Below are 21,105 nucleotides of genomic sequence, written 5' to 3'. Positions count from 1 at the left end.
ATTCAGAATTTTGATTTGGTAAACAAAGGAGATGTGGTTATGAAAATGAATATATTTCACAGAGCACTTTTTACAGGCCTGCTCACGCTGCTTTCTTTCTCGTTGCATGCGCAGGACTCGGATAATATGGAGTTTTGGTTCGTCGCTCCCGACGCGGCAGAAGCACATGAAGACCGACCAACATTTTTAATGATTACCACGGGTGACAAACCGGCTACAGTTACTATCAGCATGCCCGCGAATTCTTCTTTCGAACCAATTGATTCTATAATTCCTGCCTATTCGTATTGGAAATACGATTTCACGACTGAAGAGCAAATGAATCTTATCGAAAACGCTTATACGTCTTCCGGCACCGTCACTAAGAAAGGTATTCAGATAACATCAACTGCTCCGGTATCCGCTTATTACCAGATTGAGGGAACCAAAATATACCAAAGGGAAATATTCACCTTCAAAGGGAAGAAAGCACTGGGAGATGAGTTTTACATGCCCTTTCAGACAGCCTATCCAATTAATAATAAGGACGATTATAATAACCAACCTTATCGCCAGATACAGATTGTCGCAACAGAGAACGACACTAAGGTTACGATTACTCCTACGGGAGATCTGGCAATCGGAACAACTGAATCTATATCTGCGGGAACTCAGGTAACCAGAACACTTCAAAAAGGAGAGACCCTTTTGTGGAGGGGGCACAAGCAGGAAACGATCTTAACGGGTTCACATATTAAAGCGGATAAACCGATTGCAATAACATTATTCGAAGATTGTATCAAAGGAAACACCAGTGCCGATCCCATCGGAGACCAACTTGTTCCCGTAGATAAATTAGGAAAGAATTACATAGTCGTCAAGGGGTATTCAGAGTATAATAGCACCCATGATCCCGCTGTTCAGGATCATGCTCTTATTCTTGCCGTCAAGGATGGGACGGAGGTTACATGGAACGGACAAACAGAAACCCTTAATGCCGGAGAATCTTGGTCTATACCTTTGGGTGATAAAGATCATCAACCACAAGCCTATTACATAAGCGCGACAGAACCGGTGTATTGTATGCATCAATCAGCTGCCGGCACAGAAATAGGCGGAGCTTTAATGCCCAGTTTATACTCCATATCGGGACGGCGAATCACCTTTATTAAGGGAAAAATTGAGGAGGTAAATGCGATGTTCCTGGTTTTTCGTAAATCCGCTAATAGTGGCTTTACCATGGATGGCGCATCAATTCCATCCTTCAATCCCGTTGATATTGGATTTGATGATTGGCAATACGCGAAAGTAAACCTTGTGACTGACCCCACAAAAGAGCAAGTTTGTACTATTGAGAACTCAAAAGGCGCTTTTGCTTTGGGTTACTTTAACGGAACAAAGAGTGGATCATCTTTATACGGATATCTGTCTGCTTTCGGCACTTTTTCTTTCGGCGGCGATACCATCTATCATTGCGGAGACAGCTATCAGTTCGATGCGCCGTACGCACTTGAGTATAAATGGACAGTTCCCGAAGGAGTCGTTAATCCCGGAAATATTTCAACATTCGAAACGACGAAAAGCGGGCCCTATACGTTGGAGGTGAATCAGGATCCTTATGAGATCACCGATGAAACCTATCTTAAATTACAAAACTTCAACCATATTCTTGGCGCACCTGAACAGTTGCTCCAGGAAAAGCCGTACAACTTCTCCATCGAACTGAATCCCCAGAACGACAAGGATAATTACTATCCTGCGGCGTATGAATGGAAATTCTTCGATAGCGAGGATACCGGGGGGACACCGGTTGTAACCTCTACCGAACGTGTGGTGAATGTAGCCTATTCATCATCCGGAAGGAAGACGATTGAATTGACAGTCTGGAACCAGGATGCCAATTGCGATACGGTGATAACCCGGACTATTACGGTGCTTGATAAATCGGAAGGGGTGGTATTGTACTGGAGACCCGACACGAAAGACCACGACTGGAACAATGTGGACAACTGGGCAAAAGACCCGGAGGGAAATCATCCGATCGCTGTAGTACCGGCAGATTATACAAAGGTATATCTTCCCGGGAAAGCGGCGAACTATCCCTCCCTGACAGAAGAAAATACCGACTGGTCCCATTACGGACAGCCCGAAGCGGACGAGATCGTTTTCAGGTACGGCAGCGAATTGCACTATCAGCATAAGCTGAAATACAATAAAGCATACATTAATTACAACTGGGGGTATTACGGGGATAGTCCGGCAAGCGGACAACAACCTGGTCTGTCCTGGGAAAACGGGGTGATACTAAAGCGTAACATTTGGCACGCTCTTGCAGCGCCTTTGAAAAGGATGGCTTCAGGTGATTTCTCCTTGGGAGGATATCCGTTTTCATGGCAAAATATGTTTGAAGTAAACGTGGCAGGAGGAATCGTGCCGGAAGGTGGATTCCCCCACGGGCTTGCAACAAACGATATACCGCTTGAAGAAAACAATAACGCCATCGCGGTAAAAATGGCAGGTTACGAAAGTGGAAAAGTCGGTTATAAAGACCAAACCAACCTGGAAGGGCTTAAGGGTGTGATTGAAATTCCCTATTTTGGGAGCGATTCGCTGAAAGCGCATTACACCGCGCATAGCTATGATGTCCTTGCAAAGAAGAGTTATTTCTACTATTTCGACACCAAGACACTGAAAGTGCTCAACTCCCCGCTGGGATCAATGAACAGGGCAGGAGAGGCATACCGGTTCGTATATGAGACGGAGCAGAATGAACTTCCCGCAGGCGGAACTTATGAAATGCCGCTGAACACCGGAGATATGGGGGCTACCCTTGAAGTAATGGTCGGTAACCCGTTCCTCGCGCCCATCGACGCCCAGTCTTTTGCCGACGCGAATACGAGTGCAATAGTTTTCGATCAGGGTTTCAAACTTTTGTCTGAAGACGGATTGACATGGGAACAAAAATCTTTTGAAAGTGACACGATCCCTGCGTGGAAGGCGTTTATTGTTACGTTGAGCGGATCGGGGGTTTCCAGCCTGTCGTTCCCGTTGGAAGCCACGGTTTTCAGGACTGCACAAGTATCCAATCACACTCGTTCATCTAATAATACAAATTTGGCAAATGACGCCCTCTCCCTGCATATATTGAAAGCAGGGGTTGAATCGGGCAATTGTGCCATACTACAGAATAACCGTAATACGGACAATACCGAAATAAGGAAAATGATCCTGCCGGAGGGACACCAAGCGCCAGAAATATTTTTTATCTCCTCCGGCGGGGATCTTTCCTATTTGGTCCGAAATCTTGAACAGGACGAAAAAGAGGTTGCCATAGGGGTGAAAACGTCTGATACGCACTCCCGTCTCACCCTTGAGTTCCGGAATGTCGCAGCGTTTACTGCTGCCACCGGCGCAAAAGCAACCCTGGTGGACAAACACCTGAATGTAAGGCAGGACCTTGTACATAGCCCGGTCTATCGCTTTACACAACAAGCATCGGGTTTGGACAAACAATATGTCGATAAGAATCGCTTCGTGCTGCAATTGGGCGGCGAAACCGGAACAATCGGACAGGAAGATCCGGAAGAGGGGATCAATATAATGTACGGTTCGGGGATATTGAAAGTCACATCGGACGAAAACATCGATGCCGTCTCGGTGTATGACATATACGGACGAATAGTATTCTCGACCCGTTCGGTCGGCCTCACCCAATATATCCATCCGGTGGCGTTACAGGGAAAGCTATTCTTAGTCCGGGTAAAGACAACCTCAGGAAAAGTGAAAGTAAAAAAGATAATGGGTTATTGATCACTCTGACTTTAAAAGGAGGGTGAGGGTATGAGAGAAATTTGGTATGGTTAATAAAAAAGATGTGGTTATGAAGTTTGAAAATACTAAGAGCATAGGTTACGGAGACAGATGGAAGCATGTCTTTTCCAGAATGTTTCTTATGGTTTTCCTTGCTGTGTTTTCTTTCTCACTCTATGCGCAGGACTCTGATAATACTGAGTTTTGGTTCGTTGCCCCCGATGCGTCTAAATCACATGCCGACCGGCCAACATTTTTGATGATTACCACGGGCGACAAACCCGCTACGGTTACAATCAGTATGCCGAAAAATAAGTATTTCAAATCCAGAACAGATACGATAATGTCTATGGATGCAAAGTCTCATTGGAAATTTGAATTTAAAGATGTACAGGTAGATAGTGTTGAGAATACCTATACAAGTTCCGGGAAGGTGACAGACAAAGGAATTCTTATCACATCCACAGCGCCGATCTCCGCTTACTATCAGATTGACGGGGGAAATCAAAAGGAAATATTCACATTGAAAGGGAAGAAAGCGCTGGGAGAAGACTTTTATATGCCTTTTCAACAAGCTTACGTCAATAGTGGTGCTTCTTACAAAGAGGATGCTTTTCGTCAAATACAGATTGTCGCATCCGAGGATGAGACTGAAGTAACAGTGGTACCTGCCAATGGCAATCTGATAGATCTCAGCGACAACAGTATCGTGAATAGTGGGTCCTCGAAAACTAAAAAACTTAATAAAGGGCAGACTTTGTTGTGGCGGGGAGAAAAATTTGATACCCAACTGACAGGGAGCAGGGTTACTTCTACCAAGCCTATTGCGGTTACGCTTTTTGAAGATTGTAATTCAGTTGTGGGTCAATCGAGCATTGATCCTATCGGCGACCAAATGGTTCCGGTGAACAAGCTCGGACAAAATTACATCGTTGTGAAAGGATTCTCTTACGGGGGAAATGTTACCGATCATGTCGGTGTATTGGCTGTAGAAGACAATACCGTTATAAAAGTTGGCGATTTTGAGGAACAAACTCTTCAAAAAGGAAAATATTATTCTTGGAATTTAGGCGTGGGAGCTACAAATCCACAGGCATACTCCGTGACATCGAATCGTCCGGTATATTGTATGCACCAGTCAGCTGCCGGATCCGAAGTTGGCGGCTCTTTGCTGCCCAGTTTGTATTCCATATCGGCACGTCGTATCACTTTCTTTAAGGGAGACATGAATATCAACTCAATGTTTTTGGTATTTCGCGAATCGGCCAAAGATGGATTTGTAATGGATGGTGATTCCCTCAAAGTTACAGTTGGCGAGGTCGGCTTCGAAGATTGGCGATATGCCAAGGTAGACATCAAGGCAAGCGGAGGCAACAGGGTGTGTACCATAGAAAACGACAAAGGAGCTTTTTCGTTAGGATATTTTCTCGGAGCAGCCACTACATCTTCATTATATGGTTATTTTTCGGCTTTCGGGACATTCTCTTTCGAGAGTGACGTCATAGCACATTGTGGCGATAGTTATACATTTTCTGCGCCCTATGCGAAATCATATAAATGGCTGTATAACGGAGAAGAAATTTCTAATGAAGCTACGTTTGTAGCGACAAAAAGCGGAGAATACACATTAACTGTTGACCAAGACCAATATAAGATAACAGACAAAACGTATCTGAAACTGCAAAACTTCAGCCATATTCTTAGCGCACCTGAGCAGTTACTTGAAAACAAAGCATATAACTTCACGATCAAACTGAACCCGGATGACGACCCGGATAATTATTTCAGCACCACTTATCTGTGGAATTTCGGAGAAGGGGCATCAGTCCCTACCTCAACAGAAGCCGGGGTGGAAGTTTTTTATTCATCATCCGGAACGAAAAATATTTCATTAACAATCTGGAACCATGATGCCAATTGCGATACCACCATTACCCGGACAATAGAGGTCCTTGATAAATCGGAAGGAATAGTATTGTATTGGAGGACCGATACAAAAGACCGCGACTGGAATAATGTAAAGAACTGGGCGAAAGACCCGGAAGGACAGAACCCCATTGAAGTAATACCTGCGGACTATACGAAGGTGTACCTTCCGGGAAAAGCGGCCAACTATCCTTCGCTGACGCAAGAAAATACAGACTGGACCCATTACGGACAGCCCGAAGCGGACGAGATCGTTTTCAGGTACGGCAGCGAACTGCACTACCAGCATGAACTGAAATACAACAAGGCATACATCAATTACAACTGGGGGTATTACGGGGATAGTCCGGCAAGCGGACAACAACCTCCCCTTTCTTTGGAAAACGCAGAAATATTGCAGCGCGATGCATGGCATATACTTGCCGCACCTTTGAAAAGCATGGCCTCAGGGGATTTCTCCTTAGCGGGACGTCCCTTCTCCTGGCAAACACAGTTTACGGTAACGACTCCCGGAAGTGTGGCGGAGGGGGATCTCTCTGAAGCGTTCCCCACGAACGACGTGGCGCTCGCAACCACAAACAACGCCATCGCGGTAAAAATGGCAGGATACGAAAGTGGAAAAGTCGGTCATAAAGACCAAACCAACCTGGAAGGACTTAAGGGGGTGATCGAAATTCCCTATTTCGAAAACGAGTCCCTGAAAGCGCATTATACCGCGCACAACTATGATGCCCTCGCAAAGAAGAGTTATTTCTACTATTTCGACACCAGGACGTTGAAACTTCTCAATTCCCCGCTGGGATCGATGAGCCGCAGCGACGAGGCGTACCGATTCGTATATGAGACAGAGCTGAACGAACCGCCCTCCAACGCAGTGTATGAAATGCCGCTGAATACGGAAGGCATGGGGGACAGCAACGAAGTGATGGTCGGCAATCCATTCCTTGCTCCTATCGACGCAAAGGCATTCGCCGAAGAGAATACGGAAAACATAGATGATTCGCAGGGATATAAACTCTTGTCGGAAGATGAAAAGATATGGGAACAGCACTATTTTACAGAGGGCAGTATAATCCCGGCCTGGAAAGCCTTTATCGTGACTGTAAAACCGAATGTCACCACGCTTTCATTCCCGTTTACGGTAACCCTCCCGTCGCAAACGGAGAATGAGGAAAATGGTTTGGATGCGTCTGTAACCGGACTCCGCTCCGGATCGGCAGACGGCGCCCTTTCCGTGCATATACAGAAAGCGGGGATTGAATCGGGTGACTGTGCCATACTACAAAATAATCGCAATACGAACAATACCGAAATTAGGAAAATGATCCTGCCGGAGGGCCACGAAGCGCCAGAAATATTTTTTATGTCCTCCGGTGGGGATCTTTCCTATTTGGTCAGAAATCTCGGACAAGGCGAAAATGAGGTACCCATAGGGGTAAAAACTTCCGATGTACACTCCTGCCTGGCCCTTGAATTCCGGAATATAGCGGCGTTTACCGCTTCCACCGGCGCAAAAGCGATCCTGGTGGACAAACACCTGAATGTAAGGCAGGACCTTGTACACAGCCCGGTCTATCGCTTTACTCAACAAGCATCGGGTTTGGACAAACAATATGTCGATAAGAACCGCTTCGTGCTGCAATTGGGCGGCGAAACCGGAACAATCGGACAGGAAGATCCGGAAGACGGGATCAATATAATGTACCGTTCTGGAATATTGAAGGTCACATCAGACGAAAACATAGATGCCGTATCGGTGTATGACCTGTACGGACGACTGGTATTTTCAGTTCATTCAGTCAATCTTTCCCAATACACCCATCCTATAGCGTTACAGGGAAAGCTATTCCTGGTCCGGGTAAAAACGGCCTCTGGAAAAGAGAAGGTAAAAAAGATAATGGGGAATTGACGATGTGGAATTTGGAACATGGGATATAGTAATTGGTAATTGGTAATTGGTAATTTATCTGATTTGATGATTTAATAATATAAAATATGAGAACTAAACTGATTTTACTGACAGTAAGCGTTTTATTTACCAGTCTCTGTTATCCGGGGAATATACCGGACAGGCAAAAGAAAGAAAGAGGAAGTCCAAAACAGAAAATCCAGGTGGAAGAGTTTCACGACCGGAATACAGGTTGTAAGATACGCTACGAATATTACAAGGGTGCCGACGGGAGAAAAATCAAACACGGCAAATTTACCAGGAAATGGTCGATGGAGAAAACCGACCGGAGTATATGGTCGGGTTCGGAAAATATTACCGCCACATTTGTCAATGATAAAATCAATGGAACCGTAGTGATCAATTGCGAAAAATTCAAGTGGAAAAGAAAAAGCGAATTTATTAAAGGAAAAGGAAGGAAAATCACATGGACTCCCGTGGAAGCGTATGTAGCCCGCAATTTACGGTTAGAGGTCAAGAACGACACATTGGCCGGCTCGTTTAATTTTGCATTGGGAAACTACAAGTACGAAGCCATGGGATCGGTCAACGAAATGGGTGAAATGAAAGGCAAATATACGCTCTACCAGTTGAAAGAATCCGACGACCTCTTAAGGGATCTAAAGAAGGGGGAACAGGATTGGACTATTCTGGAGCAATTTCTGTGCGATCCGGATTATACGTACCAGGATGCAACCCCGACGGTCACGGAGGTGCAATTAGGATATCCCGGGACTTCAAGGGGAGAGCATCTACACATAAAGATACCCCGTTTGCGACTGAGCATGAATCCATTATAAAAAGATACAAGATACAAGAATCAAGAACCAAGATGTTCTAAAAGTTCAATAGAATAATCGTATGAAACGGGTGCACACCAATTGTTCCGGACTCATACACCTTAACGAAAAAAGATAGCATAATCGTATGAAGAAATATACTCCGTTTAATTTTAGTCTGTTATTTTTTATAATCGCGTTTACTTTTATGATCACGATCTCCCCATCGTGTTCGATAAAAAAGAATTACCGGAAGTTAGATATAGAACGGCTGTTCATGCAAACGACGAAACCCGAAATCACCTTTGCCGACCAGGGAGGCATAGAAGGACTGGATGGTTCCCGGTCGGTATCGGAAGAGGTCTCATTCTCGGAATACTCCGGTGACCTTTCCCAAAACGAGGTACTCGTCAATGAGATGGATAAACTGGATACGACCAAGACATACAGATTATCCGGTGTAGTGGTAAAAGCAAAATCGAATTTTGCCACGGAAAGGGACGGCAGGGTGCATGTGGATTTTGACATTATCGCCCCCGTAGACATACTCGACCCATACTGGCGGCTGACACTGGCCCCTTTCCTGATAGACGGGGACAGCATCACGCCGCTGGACACCATATTAGTAACAGGCGAAGGGTTCAGGGACAAGCAGTTGGGCGATTACGAGGCATACCAGGATTTTCTGAGCACTATCGTGGATCCGTCGGCTTATGACTCTTTGTTCGTTGACTGGAAAGGGATGAACAAGGATATCTACAAAATGCAAAGGCGCAACTACAATGATTACAGGCGCAATTATGACCTGATGATGGACTATGCCAACTGGAAGAAAATGAACGAAATGGAATTTCTCCGGATGGAGGCCATTGCAAGACGGCATAAAAAGCACATGCAGTCACGCTATTGGCGCAAGTCGGATAAGAAAGCCTTCAGGCAGTTGGATAAAAATAAAGGGATCGATACGCTGGGTATCTATGGGCAATATATGGACAAATACAAGAAAGACTACACAAGCTACCTTAAAAGGCAATTCTCTTTCGACTGGGTCGATTCGATCCACCCCGACATCAATATCCATGCCCACAAGGACAGCATAATGCGACGGAGCCATATCCCGCGAAAATACAGGGATATCCACCAAAAGGGATTAACCCTGCGGGACCTGAAGGCGAAACCGTTCACGAAAGAAGATTCGGCAAGAATAGCAAAGAGGCATTATCTGATCGATGAGATAGTGCTCAATGATATGAATATAGAGCGAAAAGGTGAAATATTTAAAGAAGTGGTCGAATTCCCTATCCCCGGGGAGGAAATGACCGGATTGAGACTGGATACAGTCATTACTGCTGAGTACGATTTCAGGTATCCCTATAAACAACCGTGGAAAATTGAGAAGAGCACCAAAAAATTGGAGGTCGTTTTAGCTGCGATGGTGGAAGGCATAGACAAGTCCACTTTCGTCTTTCCGCTGTCGGATACCCTGACATACTTCATCGCTTCGTTGGCTCAACTGGCTGATGAATCGCTGGTAACCGAACGAAAGATGCTTCATAAGAACATGGTGGATAATCAAAGCCTTTATCCGGATTACCGGACGAAAAAATCCCATAGATTCAGGGATATCAGAAATCCGGAGATATTTGACAAGATAGTGGAAGCATATCAGGTTTATAATAATGAAGCGGACCTGGTTGTCGACAGCATATCCATTCGCGCTTATACCGATCTCGAGGGGTTATGGCATGAAAACTACGAACTTTCACTTGAAAGAGCGAAAGAGGCGGCCGATTATTTAAAACAAAAAGGAGTGAGAAATCCGGTACCCAAAGCGGCGGGAGAAGATTGGCCTACATTGGCAAGACAAGTACAATCACATAGAAGTTTGTTGTACCGGCAAGCGATATTGGATTCCCTTACCAGTGCCATATACCCCGATATGACCGAAGAAAATATTAAAAGGGATTACCCGGATGATTATAAGATCATCAGAGATGAGATATATCCTAAGCTTGTACGTTTTGATGTAACACTCCATATTAATCGTCCAGGTATAGAAGAAAACACTTTGCAGGAAACTCATCGTGAAGATTATGCCGAAGGAATAAAACTGTTAAGAGACAAGGAGTATATGCTTGCTTTAGAGAAATTGGCTAAATATGCCGACTACAATACCGCGTTAACGTTAGTTTGCCTGGGATATAACGATAAAGCGCAGGAAGTACTGGAAGCATTGCCTGAAACCGGCAGAAACGAGTACTTACTTGCCATTATCAAAGCAAGAAAAGATAATAAGAATGAAGCCGCAAAGCATCTTCAAAAAGCATGTCAGCTGAGTCCGGAATTATATTCCCGCACCAGATTGGATTCTGAAGTAAGGGAATTGGCCGATGAACTCAATTTATGGGATACGCTGGAAAATTAGAGTTAAAAGTTAAAAAATTAAGGACTTAGAATGGGAAGTGGGAGATTATAGAATAGAATTTAAAAATTGATACACACTATATAAAACAACAATTATGGGAACAATCAGGTATTTATTGCTAACGACATGCATATTCATGTCATTCAACGGCTTTGCTCAATATCAACCCGAAGCAATAACGTCCGAATGGGAAATAATTTCTCAGGGAAAATTGCAGAAAAACCCTCGATTCAGAGACCCGATGATTACGGTAAGATTTATATATGAGAATGAAGCTCAATTTATGAACCTCTCTTTGAAGTATATGTTCACAGATGCCGTGTTTGAAGAAGCCGTCCCCGTGGAATATTTAAAAAATGAAAGGCTTGTAGTCGAGACAGAAAGCGGCAAATACGAATTAAGAGCCGCCCGGTATGCAAAAGCCCGCAGAATGAATACCGTGGCACAGAAGATTGCGGATATGAGGGTCGTATTCGAGGGAGATCTTTCTTTCCTGGCCAATAGATTGGTGAAGAAATTTGTCGTGCAATATGCGCAGGGTTACCAAACTATCGACCTCAATCCTCAGGAAGCCGTTTTGTTGAGAAAAGCATATACTAATTTTTTAGCGATTATTCCTGAAGCTGTTCCTGAACGGGTATCGCCGCCGCGTCGCCAGACACAGGAAGGAGATAAGAAGAGTGTAATAGACGAAGTCGACACCCAGCAGACTATTCCACAGAGAAAAGAGTCTATCGAAGAATTACGACAACGAGCCAAAAAGTGGAATAAGTAATGAAAGAGAGTAAAAAAGAAGTCAAACAGCCTTTACCCGTTATCACATGCCCTATCGTAAATTACCAAATACAGACAATGCCCGTATCAGGGCCTTGAAATCGGCAATTGAAAAAGCAGCCAATACCGATTTTCCGGAACTCTCGTTCTCAGCGGATATTCTTGATGAGGCCAAAAGTTTGTTGACGGAGTTCGAACAGTTATCGGCCCGTTACCGGCAATTGTACGATATACAGGTGAATGCCGGTCACTCTTTCGCTAAAACAACCCAGAACGCCCGTATCTATATCTCTCATTTCATTCAGGTATTGTATATGTGTGTGGTACGTTCCGAAATCAAAGAAGAACAACTGGATATATACGGTTTGGGAGACGCCCGCTTAGTCGTTCCTGATCTGACTTCTCATGAACAACTGCTGGAATGGGGAGAAAAGATCATCCGGGGGGAATATCAGCGTATCTCACACAGCGGCGTACCAATCTATAATCCTTCCATCGCCAAAGTGAATGTAATGTTTACTCTCTTCAAAGATGGCTATCAGACACAGAAACTGCATCAGAAGGCTACTGCGTGCGTCTTGCAGGAGATAGCCACCTACCGTGAAAAAGTGGATAAGATTATTCTTGAAATATGGGAAGAGGTGGAAAAGCACAATACCGGTTTACCCCCCGAAAAACAACTTGCCAGAAATCGCGAATATGGTATTGTTTACTACTAAGGAAAAGGAGAAATAACGGAAAAGAATCAGATTATTTTGTTACAATAACTCAGTCATCGTTTAAGAATATGAATAAAAAGTAATAAATTACATTCTTTTCCGGGAAACAGGAATGCCAGATTAAGGCAATTCCTGTTTTTTATAGTCCCGAATGCTCCAAGAAACCAAAACTTTATGTACCTTTGGGGGATTTTATGCAAAGAAAATAATAACTTATCATTTATGACGAATCCAATTGTAAAGCAGATCGAGCTGTCAGACGGACGCACGATTACGCTGGAGACGGGGAAACTGGCAAAACAGGCCGATGGTTCCGTCACCCTTCGTATGGGTGACACCATGCTGCTGGCCACCGTTTGTGCCGCCAAAGATGCAACCCCCGGAACCGATTTTATGCCGTTACAGGTTGAATACAGAGAAAAATTTGCCTCATCCGGACGTTTTCCGGGTGGTTTTATGAAACGAGAAGGAAAACCTTCCGATTCTGAGGTGCTGACCAGCCGGTTGATCGACCGCGCACTGCGTCCCCTCTTTCCCGATGATTACCATGCCGATGTTTTTGTAAACGTCATCCTCTACTCCTCCAACGGTGAAGATATGCCCGACGCATTGGCCGGACTGGCCGCTTCTGCCGCACTGGCCGTTTCGGACATACCTTTCAACGGACCAATATCTGAAGTACGTGTGGCACGTATTGACGGACAGTTCGTTATCAATCCTACATTCAAGCAATTGCAACAGGCCGATATCGATATCATGGTGGGTGCTACCATCGACAATATCATGATGGTGGAAGGTGAGATGAATGAAGTGTCTGAAGCTGAAATGCTCGATGCCATCAAATTTGCTCACGAAGAGATCAAAAAGCATTGCCGCGCACAGATGGAACTAACCGAAATGGCAGGAAAAACGGTAAAACGCACCTACTGCCACGAAGAGAACGACGAAGAACTCCGCAAACAAGTATGGGACAAATGCTACCAAAAAGCTTATGCAGTAGCATCTTCTCAGAATCCTAACAAACATGAGCGGATAGAAGCTTTCGAATCAATCCTGGAAGAATTCCTGGAATCGATCCCCGAAGAAGAAAGAGACGAGAAAAAACCATTGGTAGCCCGCTACTATCACGCTGTAGAGAAAGAGGCAATGCGCCGCTGCATCCTCGATGAAGGAAAACGTCTCGACGGTCGTAACTCTACCGAAATTCGTCCGATCTGGAGCGAAGTGGACTTTGTTCCCGGACCTCATGGTTCAGCGCTCTTCACCCGCGGTGAAACACAGTCGTTGACAACCGTCACACTGGGCACCAAACTAGATGAAAAGATTGTAGACGATGTATTGGTACATGGTACCGACCGCTTCCTGTTGCACTATAATTTCCCACCTTTTTCTACCGGAGAAGCCCGTCCACAACGTGCTACCGGCCGTCGCGAGATAGGACACGGCAACCTGGCGCACCGCGCCCTCAAACGGATGATCCCACAAGGCTATCCTTATGTGGTGCGTGTGGTGTCGGATATCCTGGAGTCGAACGGTTCATCATCTATGGCTACCGTTTGTGCAGGTACATTGGCACTGATGGATGCCGGAGTGAACCTCAAAAAACCGGTGAGCGGCATCGCCATGGGATTGATCTCGGAAAACAAAGGACAGAATTTTGCCGTCCTTTCCGATATCTTAGGCGACGAAGATCACTTAGGAGATATGGACTTTAAAGTGTGCGGCACCAAAGACGGTATCACCGCCACACAAATGGACATCAAAGTGGACGGACTCTCCTATGAGATCCTCGAAAAAGCTCTGGCACAGGCCAAAGCCGGTCGTGAACACATCATGGGAAAAATGATGGAGACCCTCTCGGAACCCCGTGCCGACCTGAAACCACATGCTCCGCGGATCGAAGTGATCGAGATACCGAAAGACTTTATCGGCGCTGTCATCGGCCCGGGTGGAAAAATCATCCAGGGAATGCAGGAAGAAACGGGTACCGTCATCACTATCGAAGAGATCGACAACAAAGGACGCGTGGAAATATCTGCCAACAACAAGGCTTCCATCGATGCCGCCATGGCGAAGATCAAAGGTATTGTAGCTATCCCCGAAATCGGAGAGGTATATGAAGCCACTGTTCGTTCCGTAATGCCTTATGGTCTTTTCTGCGAGTTCCTTCCGGGAAAAGACGGACTCCTGCATATCTCCGAAATCGAATGGAGACGGTTGGAGAGAACGGAAGACGCAGGTATCAAGGAAGGTGATAAGATACAGGTGAAACTGATGGATATCGACCCGAGAACCGGTAAATTCAAACTGTCACGTAAAGTATTGCTTCCACGCCCCGAAAGGCCTGAACGCCCCGAAAGAAGCGGCAGCCAGGGTATAGAGTATTAAACAGACAACATATTTATAGTAAAAGCGAGCCTTTTCCGGGTTCGCTTTTTTTTGTGTTTTTCCCAAACATAAATCCTGTTTATTGTTTGTTTATCTTAACTTTATCTTTTATTTTTGTACAAAATAGATAATTTAAAAACAATGAAAAAGAAGATCTACATCTCCGGGAAAAGAAGAAACACAGTCAGGGATCCTGAAGCTGATTATAAGGTTTCTTCCGAAACTAAATTCAGTACAAAGAAAAGAAAAGACAAACAACAAAAACTTTTCGATAAAACATTGACGCCGGAAAACTTCCCAAACAATTGTGTCACACTGGATACTTTTTTTAGTGACTTAGAAGATTATATCCATAAAAATGAAAAAATATAAAATCGCCATAAGTAATGAAGTGTATAGAGATCTAGAGAATATAGGCGATTTTATTCTTTCAAAATACACTCAAAACACAGTTGATAATTACCTTAAAGGTCTATATGAAGACATCTCAACATTGGAATATTTAGCCGGAGTTTTACCTTATTCTGAGTGGAAAACAGTAAAACAAATCAATCCGAAAGGCAAACGACTATTATCGAAAAATAAACACTGAAATATTGTATTCCATATCTCAGGAAATTATGTAATAGTAGATAGGATTTTAGCATCCTCTATGATAAAATGAATTCGGAAACATCCTAACGCAGAACCCCAATATAAAGATTGTTTCGGTCAAAATGAGGTATATTTAGAATCATTCTAATTTTGAAAATTTAAAACTTTATGGGCTTATTTTTTGTACATTTGCAACTTGAATCTTTGATTTTTGAATAAAAACACACTATTAGGAGGTTTTTTGTATAATTCACAATCTGCAAAAACCTACTGAAAAATATGTACAAACAACTATTACTGGGAGCCGAAGCCATTGCGCAGGCAGCGCTGGATGCCGGAATATCCGGGGTATATGCTTATCCGGGCACTCCTTCTACGGAAATTACGGAGTTTATACAACAGTCGGTACAGACCAACGGGATACAGGTACGGTCGGCATGGGCGACGAACGAGAAAACAGCTTTCGAAGCCGCACTGGGAATGTCATACGCAGGAAAACGAAGTCTGACCTGCATGAAGCATGTAGGGTTGAATGTGGCTGCCGACGCATTCATGAATGCGGCCGTTACCGGTATACACGGGGGACTGGTAGTAGCAGTAGCGGATGACCCTTCGATGCACTCGTCGCAAAACGAACAGGATAGCCGTGTATACGGTAAATTCGCCATGATCCCTATACTGGAACCTGCCAACCAGCAGGAAGCCTATGATATGGTACGCTACGGATTCGACCTGTCGGAAAAAACGGAATTACCCGTGATGCTGCGTATCCCTACGCGACTCTCCCACTCACGTGCAGCAATCATGCGCGGAGAAGCGCGGAAACAAAACGGGCTACATCCTTCCGGAGATAAGGGGAAATGGATACTCCTGCCTGCAAACGCCCGGAAAAACTACCAACGCCTGCTCGAAAAACAACAGGAACTGGCAGTTTCCTCGGAATTATCGGATTTTAACCGGATAACGGAAGGGGAAGGTTCCATAGCCGTCATCGCTTTCGGCATTGCTTATAATTACGCGATGGAAGTGATCAAATCGTATAACCTCCATATCCCGGTACTTAAAATATCGCAATACCCTCTACCTGAAAAGAAAATAAAAAAATTTTCAGAGAGATATTCCTCCGTGCTTATTGCCGAAGAAGGGTACCCCATTTACGAAGAATTATTGAAAGGATATTTCGGAAACGGAAAATTCCGTGGACGGCTGGATGGTGCGCTACCCCGTACGGGAGAACTCTCTCCCAACCTGCTGGCTCAAGCGCTGAAAGTGGATACGGGAGAAATAAGAACTGTGCCCGGAATTGTAACGGGACGGCCGCCCATGCTATGCAAAGGCTGTAGCCACAGAGACCTGTTCGACGCCATCAACCGTGTAATGGAAAATTATCCGGAGCATCATGTCTTCGGGGATATCGGGTGTTACACGCTGGGGGCCTTACCACCCTACAGTGCCATCAGCACCTGCGTGGATATGGGTGCGGCCATTACCATGGCAAAAGGCGCTGCCGACGCAGGAATACGACCGGCCTTGTGTGTAATCGGGGATTCTACCTTTACCCATTCGGGAATGACAGGGTTGCTCGATGCGGTGAACGACCGGTCGCCCATGACCGTCATCATATCGGACAACGGCGCTACGGCAATGACAGGAGGGCAGGACTCGGCGGGAACAGGCCGTTTCTATGATATATGTAGAGGAATCGGTGTGGAGGAGGAACACATCCGGTTGGTAGTACCGTTGAAAAAAAACCTCGAAAACAACGTAACAATACTAAAAGAAGAACTCGACTATGAAGGTGTTTCCGTGATCATCGCCCAACGGGAATGTGTACAGACAGCGAAAAAAGGTGGAAAAGTGGGAAAGTGATAAAATGGGAAGGTAGGATAACTTGTCCCGATTCTTCGGGAAGTAGTGAATAATTAAAAAAGAAGTGGAGAAGTCAAGAAGTTTGAAAATCTTGAATCTTGAATTTTGAATTTCCATAGTCTTGGTTTTTGAATCTTGTATCTAAAAAAATATATGCACAAGAATATCATTATTGCAGGTGTCGGAGGCCAGGGGATACTTACCATTGCGTCGATCATCGACCTGGCGGCCATGAACCTGGGACTGAACGTAAAACAAGCTGAGGTACACGGTATGAGCCAGCGCGGTGGCGCGGTGGAATCACACCTGCGTATCTCGTCGGAAGAGATCTTTTCGGATCTGATCCCGCTCGGCAAAGCAGACCTGATCCTGTCGATCGAACCCATGGAGGCACTCCGTTACCTCTCTTTCCTGTCGCCCACGGGCGTTATCGTCACCGCCACCGAACCTTATAAGAATATTCCCGACTATCCGGATGAGGAGAAACTGATGGAGACCATCAGGGAATCGACCGTATATCTTCCTGTAGAAGCCGGATCACTGGCAAAAAAGGCGGGAAGTCCGAAAACTTTTAATGTGGTTATGCTGGGAGCTGCTTCCCCTTATCTGGGGATAAAGGCAAAGGAACTGGAAAAAGCGATCGGGCTGTTTTTTGAGAGAAAAGGAGAAGAAATAATCGATATGAATATAAAAGCGTTCAGACTTGGTAAAGAATATGCGTCGGAATAATATGATTTGGAACCCCGAAAGAGAGTGTGCGGAAAAAGAACAGATGCACGCGCTGCAGAGCAGGCAACTCTCCGCCATGATACAACGGATGTATGACCACGTGCCGTTTTACAGAAACCAACTGAAAGAGAGAGGAATTGAACCGGGTGATATACAAAGCGTGGATCAGTTGAAATCGCTTCCGTTCACCACCAAGGCCGATCTGAGGGAGAATTATCCGTTCGGACTCTTTACCGTACACCAGAATGACGTAGTACGGATACATGCGTCAAGCGGAACAACGGGAAAACCGACGGTGGTAGGTTACACCCAACAGGATATCGATATCTGGGCGGAAGTGGTGGCGCGTAGCCTGACTATGGCAGACATCCACTGCGGGGATACCATTCAGATAGCCTACGGCTATGGTCCCTTCACAGGAGGCCTGGGACTGCACTACGGCGCCGAGAAAGTGGGAGCGACGGTCATTCCTATATCGAGCGGCAATACCAGGAAACAGTTGCAGTTCATGACCGATTTCAATGCCACCATTCTGGCATGTACACCGTCGTACGCAGCGCATTTGGGTGAAAGCATCCTGAAAGAGGGGATCTCACCGAAGGATATCAAACTGCGGGCAGGTGTCTTCGGTGCAGAGCCGTGGTCGAACGAGATGCGCAGGGAGATAGAAAAGTTACTGCACATTAAAGCATACGACATTTACGGTCTGAGCGAAGTGATCGGACCGGGTGTCTCTATGGAGTGCGAGTGCCAGTGTGGGAACCATGTCTTCGAAGATCATTTCATCCCGGAGATCATCCATCCCGAAACACTGGAGGTGCTGCCGGACGGGGAAATGGGTGAACTGGTATTCACCACGGTGAGTAAAGAGGCAATGCCGCTGTTGCGCTATCGGACACGCGACCTTACACGGTTGCACCGGGAGAAATGCGACTGCGGACGAACGCTGGTACGCATGGAAAAATGCCTGGGACGTACCGACGACATGCTGATCATCCGCGGTGTGAACGTCTTTCCCTCGCAAGTGGAATCAGTGCTGATGGAGATGTCCGAAACCTCACCACACTATCAACTGATCGTCCGCAGGGAAAATAATCTCGATACGCTGGAAGTTCTCGTGGAGATCGATGAAAAAAACTGGTCGGACAGCATCCGGGAACTGGAGCAAATCCGACGGCGCATCGACCATAACATCAAAAGCCTGCTGGGGATCAGTACGATCATCAGATTAGTGGAACCCAATAGTATAGAACGTTCCGAAGGAAAAGCAAAACGGATCATCGATCACAGGCAATAAAGGTGTGAGAAACAAATTATAAATGTTTTTGAATTCATTATCAAATCACCAAAATAATCAACAGGATGCATATTCAACAATTATCTGTTTTTCTGGAAGACCGGTCAGGAAGGCTTACCGGGCTAACCCGTATTCTGGCCGAACATGATATAAACATTACTGCGCTCAACCTGGCCGAGACAACCGACTATGGTATTGTGCGCATGGTGGTGGGAAGACCTGCACTGGCAAAGGAAGTACTGGAAAAAGCAGGATTTTCGATCGGACTGACCGATGTGGCCTGCGTGAACATACCCGATGAACCGGGCTCGTTGTACCGGGTCCTGAAAATACTGACCGAGGAGAATATCAATGTAGACTATATGTATGCTTTCTCAAACAGGGATGTAGCCCTGGCAGTGATCCGAACCGCAGATATATCCGGGGTAACGGGGATACTGGAAAAGAGAGGAGTGAAGCTATTGTCACAGCGTGATATTTATCAACTTTGATTAGATTCAAGATTTAAGAGCCAAGATTTAAGAGCCAAGACACAAGATTTGGGATCTGGGATCTGGAATGTCGGATTTGGAATTAAAAACTCCCCAGTCCCCCGGTCTTCCCAGTCTCTCTTTAGTCTCATTGGCACATTATTCATATTAGCACATTCAATCAACTATGACCCGATTCGCAAGCAGTGTCACAAATCTCCGCTCTTCGGAGATACGTGACCTGATGAGCCTCGCTACGGCTCCCGATATAATCTCTTTTGCCGGCGGCATGCCGGGAAATGAGCTGTTCCCACTCGAAACCCTTGACCGGATCTATCAATCCCTCACGGAAAAGGAAAAACAGACGGCGTTACAGTATGGGCCTACCACAGGGCTGCCTTCGTTGCTGGAGTCGTTGTCGGACTACCTCGAAAAAAAGGGATTGCCGGTAAAGAGCAACCGGTTGATGATCACCACCGGCTCACTACAGGCCATACACATCCTCGCAAAGGCATTTATCGACCCTGGGGATCCGGTTTTGGTAGAAAACCCTGGCTTTATCGGAGCACTCTCCGCTTTCCGTGCTTATCAGGCAAACCTGGTCTCCATACCGCTGAAAGAGGACGGGATGGATATCGATCAGCTCAAAAAGAGGCTCGAAACCACCCTACCCGCTCCAAAATTCCTTTACTATACGCCTAATTTCCATAATCCCGCCGGAATCATCTACTCACGGAAGGTGAAACAGGAAATGATGGCTCTGTTAAAAGAAAGGGAAATCCCCGTGATCGAAGATGACGCCTACAGCGAGCTCTATTTTTACGACGAGGATCTGCCGGAGATGCGGCTGATGAAGGCCACGGATCCGGAGGGGATCGATGTATGCTACACCGGGTCGTTCTCCAAGATATTGGGACCGGGATTACGCCTGGGATGGATGCTGGTGCCGGATGAGATCTACCGGAAATGCGAGTTGATTAAACAGTCGATCGATGCCTGTTCACCCAGTATATCACAAATGCTCGCCGATAAATTTATACGGCGGGGAGATGTCTACAATTATACGGCAAACATAAGGGAAGAATATAAAAAGCGCGGACTGGCCATGATCGGGGCGCTGGAGGCATTCCTGCCGGCCTATGTGACTTTCGAAAAGCCACGCGGAGGATTCTATACCTGGCTGCAATTACCCGAAGGTAGCAATGCTACCGCTATCCTGAAAAAAGCGATTGAGAAAGGGGTAGTCTTTGTGACGGGAAAAACTTTCGATCCCGATGGCATTAAGAATGATTGTATGCGGGTATCGTTCTGTAATACTGATGTGGAAACCATCCGGCGAGGTGTTCCACTGATCGCGGAAGCTATTAAAGAAATGTGCGGCCCTTGAGCCGCACACTA

Annotated in this window: 14 protein-coding genes; all 14 read left to right on the top strand. The window is 45.7% G+C overall.

All coding sequences use genetic code 11. The features are described from left to right. Positions 1-39: 39 nt before the first annotated feature. The 14 genes from PSM36_RS04800 to PSM36_RS04735 all read left to right on the top strand — a co-directional run bounded on the left by PSM36_RS04800 (position 40) and on the right by PSM36_RS04735 (position 21,094). Positions 40-3,789, top strand: coding sequence for a T9SS sorting signal type C domain-containing protein (locus PSM36_RS04800; RefSeq protein WP_076929338.1), 3,750 nt, complete (start codon positions 40-42; stop codon positions 3,787-3,789). 70 nt (positions 3,790-3,859) lie between these two features. Beyond that, entirely contained in the window at positions 3,860-7,624 is a 3,765-nt protein-coding gene (locus PSM36_RS04795) for a T9SS sorting signal type C domain-containing protein (RefSeq protein ID WP_026326969.1), read from the top strand. Between the two features lie 86 nt (positions 7,625-7,710). After that, on the top strand, positions 7,711-8,463 hold the full coding sequence (locus PSM36_RS04790) for a hypothetical protein (protein WP_019537784.1): 753 nt from the start codon (positions 7,711-7,713) through the stop codon (positions 8,461-8,463). A 127-nt stretch (positions 8,464-8,590) separates the two neighbouring features. Continuing rightward, positions 8,591-10,867, top strand: a complete 2,277-nt coding sequence (locus tag PSM36_RS04785) for an OmpA family protein (RefSeq protein WP_076929336.1) — start codon at positions 8,591-8,593, stop codon at positions 10,865-10,867. A 94-nt stretch (positions 10,868-10,961) separates the two neighbouring features. After that, positions 10,962-11,642, top strand: a complete 681-nt coding sequence (locus tag PSM36_RS04780) for a hypothetical protein (RefSeq protein WP_232001518.1) — start codon at positions 10,962-10,964, stop codon at positions 11,640-11,642. Between the two features lie 46 nt (positions 11,643-11,688). Then, positions 11,689-12,360, top strand: a complete 672-nt coding sequence (locus PSM36_RS04775) for a hypothetical protein (protein WP_076929332.1) — start codon at positions 11,689-11,691, stop codon at positions 12,358-12,360. 222 nt (positions 12,361-12,582) lie between these two features. Beyond that, positions 12,583-14,748 carry a polyribonucleotide nucleotidyltransferase gene (gene pnp, locus PSM36_RS04770; protein WP_076932053.1) on the top strand — a complete coding sequence of 722 codons (2,166 nt, stop codon included), beginning with the start codon at positions 12,583-12,585 and terminating at the stop codon, positions 14,746-14,748. Between the two features lie 141 nt (positions 14,749-14,889). Continuing rightward, the gene (locus tag PSM36_RS04765; protein ID WP_076929330.1) at positions 14,890-15,120 is read left to right on the top strand and encodes a hypothetical protein; all 231 of its coding nucleotides are present in this window, start codon (positions 14,890-14,892) and stop codon (positions 15,118-15,120) included. Continuing rightward, positions 15,107-15,340 (top strand): hypothetical protein, encoded by a 234-nt coding sequence (locus PSM36_RS04760; protein ID WP_076929328.1) that lies wholly within the window; start codon positions 15,107-15,109, stop codon positions 15,338-15,340. Before PSM36_RS04765 ends, PSM36_RS04760 begins: the two co-directional genes overlap by 14 nt. 281 nt (positions 15,341-15,621) lie before the next feature. Beyond that, positions 15,622-17,211: a thiamine pyrophosphate-dependent enzyme gene (locus tag PSM36_RS04755; protein ID WP_076929326.1), complete on the top strand. Its 1,590-nt coding sequence runs from the start codon at positions 15,622-15,624 to the stop codon at positions 17,209-17,211. A 153-nt stretch (positions 17,212-17,364) separates the two neighbouring features. Then, entirely contained in the window at positions 17,365-17,940 is a 576-nt protein-coding gene (locus PSM36_RS04750) for an indolepyruvate oxidoreductase subunit beta (RefSeq protein WP_076929324.1), read from the top strand. A 1-nt stretch (position 17,941) separates the two neighbouring features. Continuing rightward, positions 17,942-19,237, top strand: a complete 1,296-nt coding sequence (locus PSM36_RS04745; protein WP_076929323.1) for a phenylacetate--CoA ligase family protein — start codon at positions 17,942-17,944, stop codon at positions 19,235-19,237. 65 nt (positions 19,238-19,302) lie between these two features. Further along, a complete protein-coding gene (locus tag PSM36_RS04740; protein ID WP_076929321.1) occupies positions 19,303-19,728 on the top strand; it encodes an ACT domain-containing protein in 426 nt (141 codons plus the stop codon). A gap of 166 nt (positions 19,729-19,894) precedes the next feature. Continuing rightward, positions 19,895-21,094: an aminotransferase-like domain-containing protein gene (locus PSM36_RS04735; protein WP_076929319.1), complete on the top strand. Its 1,200-nt coding sequence runs from the start codon at positions 19,895-19,897 to the stop codon at positions 21,092-21,094. Positions 21,095-21,105 lie beyond the last annotated feature (11 nt).

The organism is Proteiniphilum saccharofermentans, from assembly GCF_900095135.1.
Taxonomy (GTDB): Bacteria; Bacteroidota; Bacteroidia; order Bacteroidales; family Dysgonomonadaceae; genus Proteiniphilum; species Proteiniphilum saccharofermentans.
This window is presented reverse-complemented; position numbering and strand designations above follow the sequence as displayed.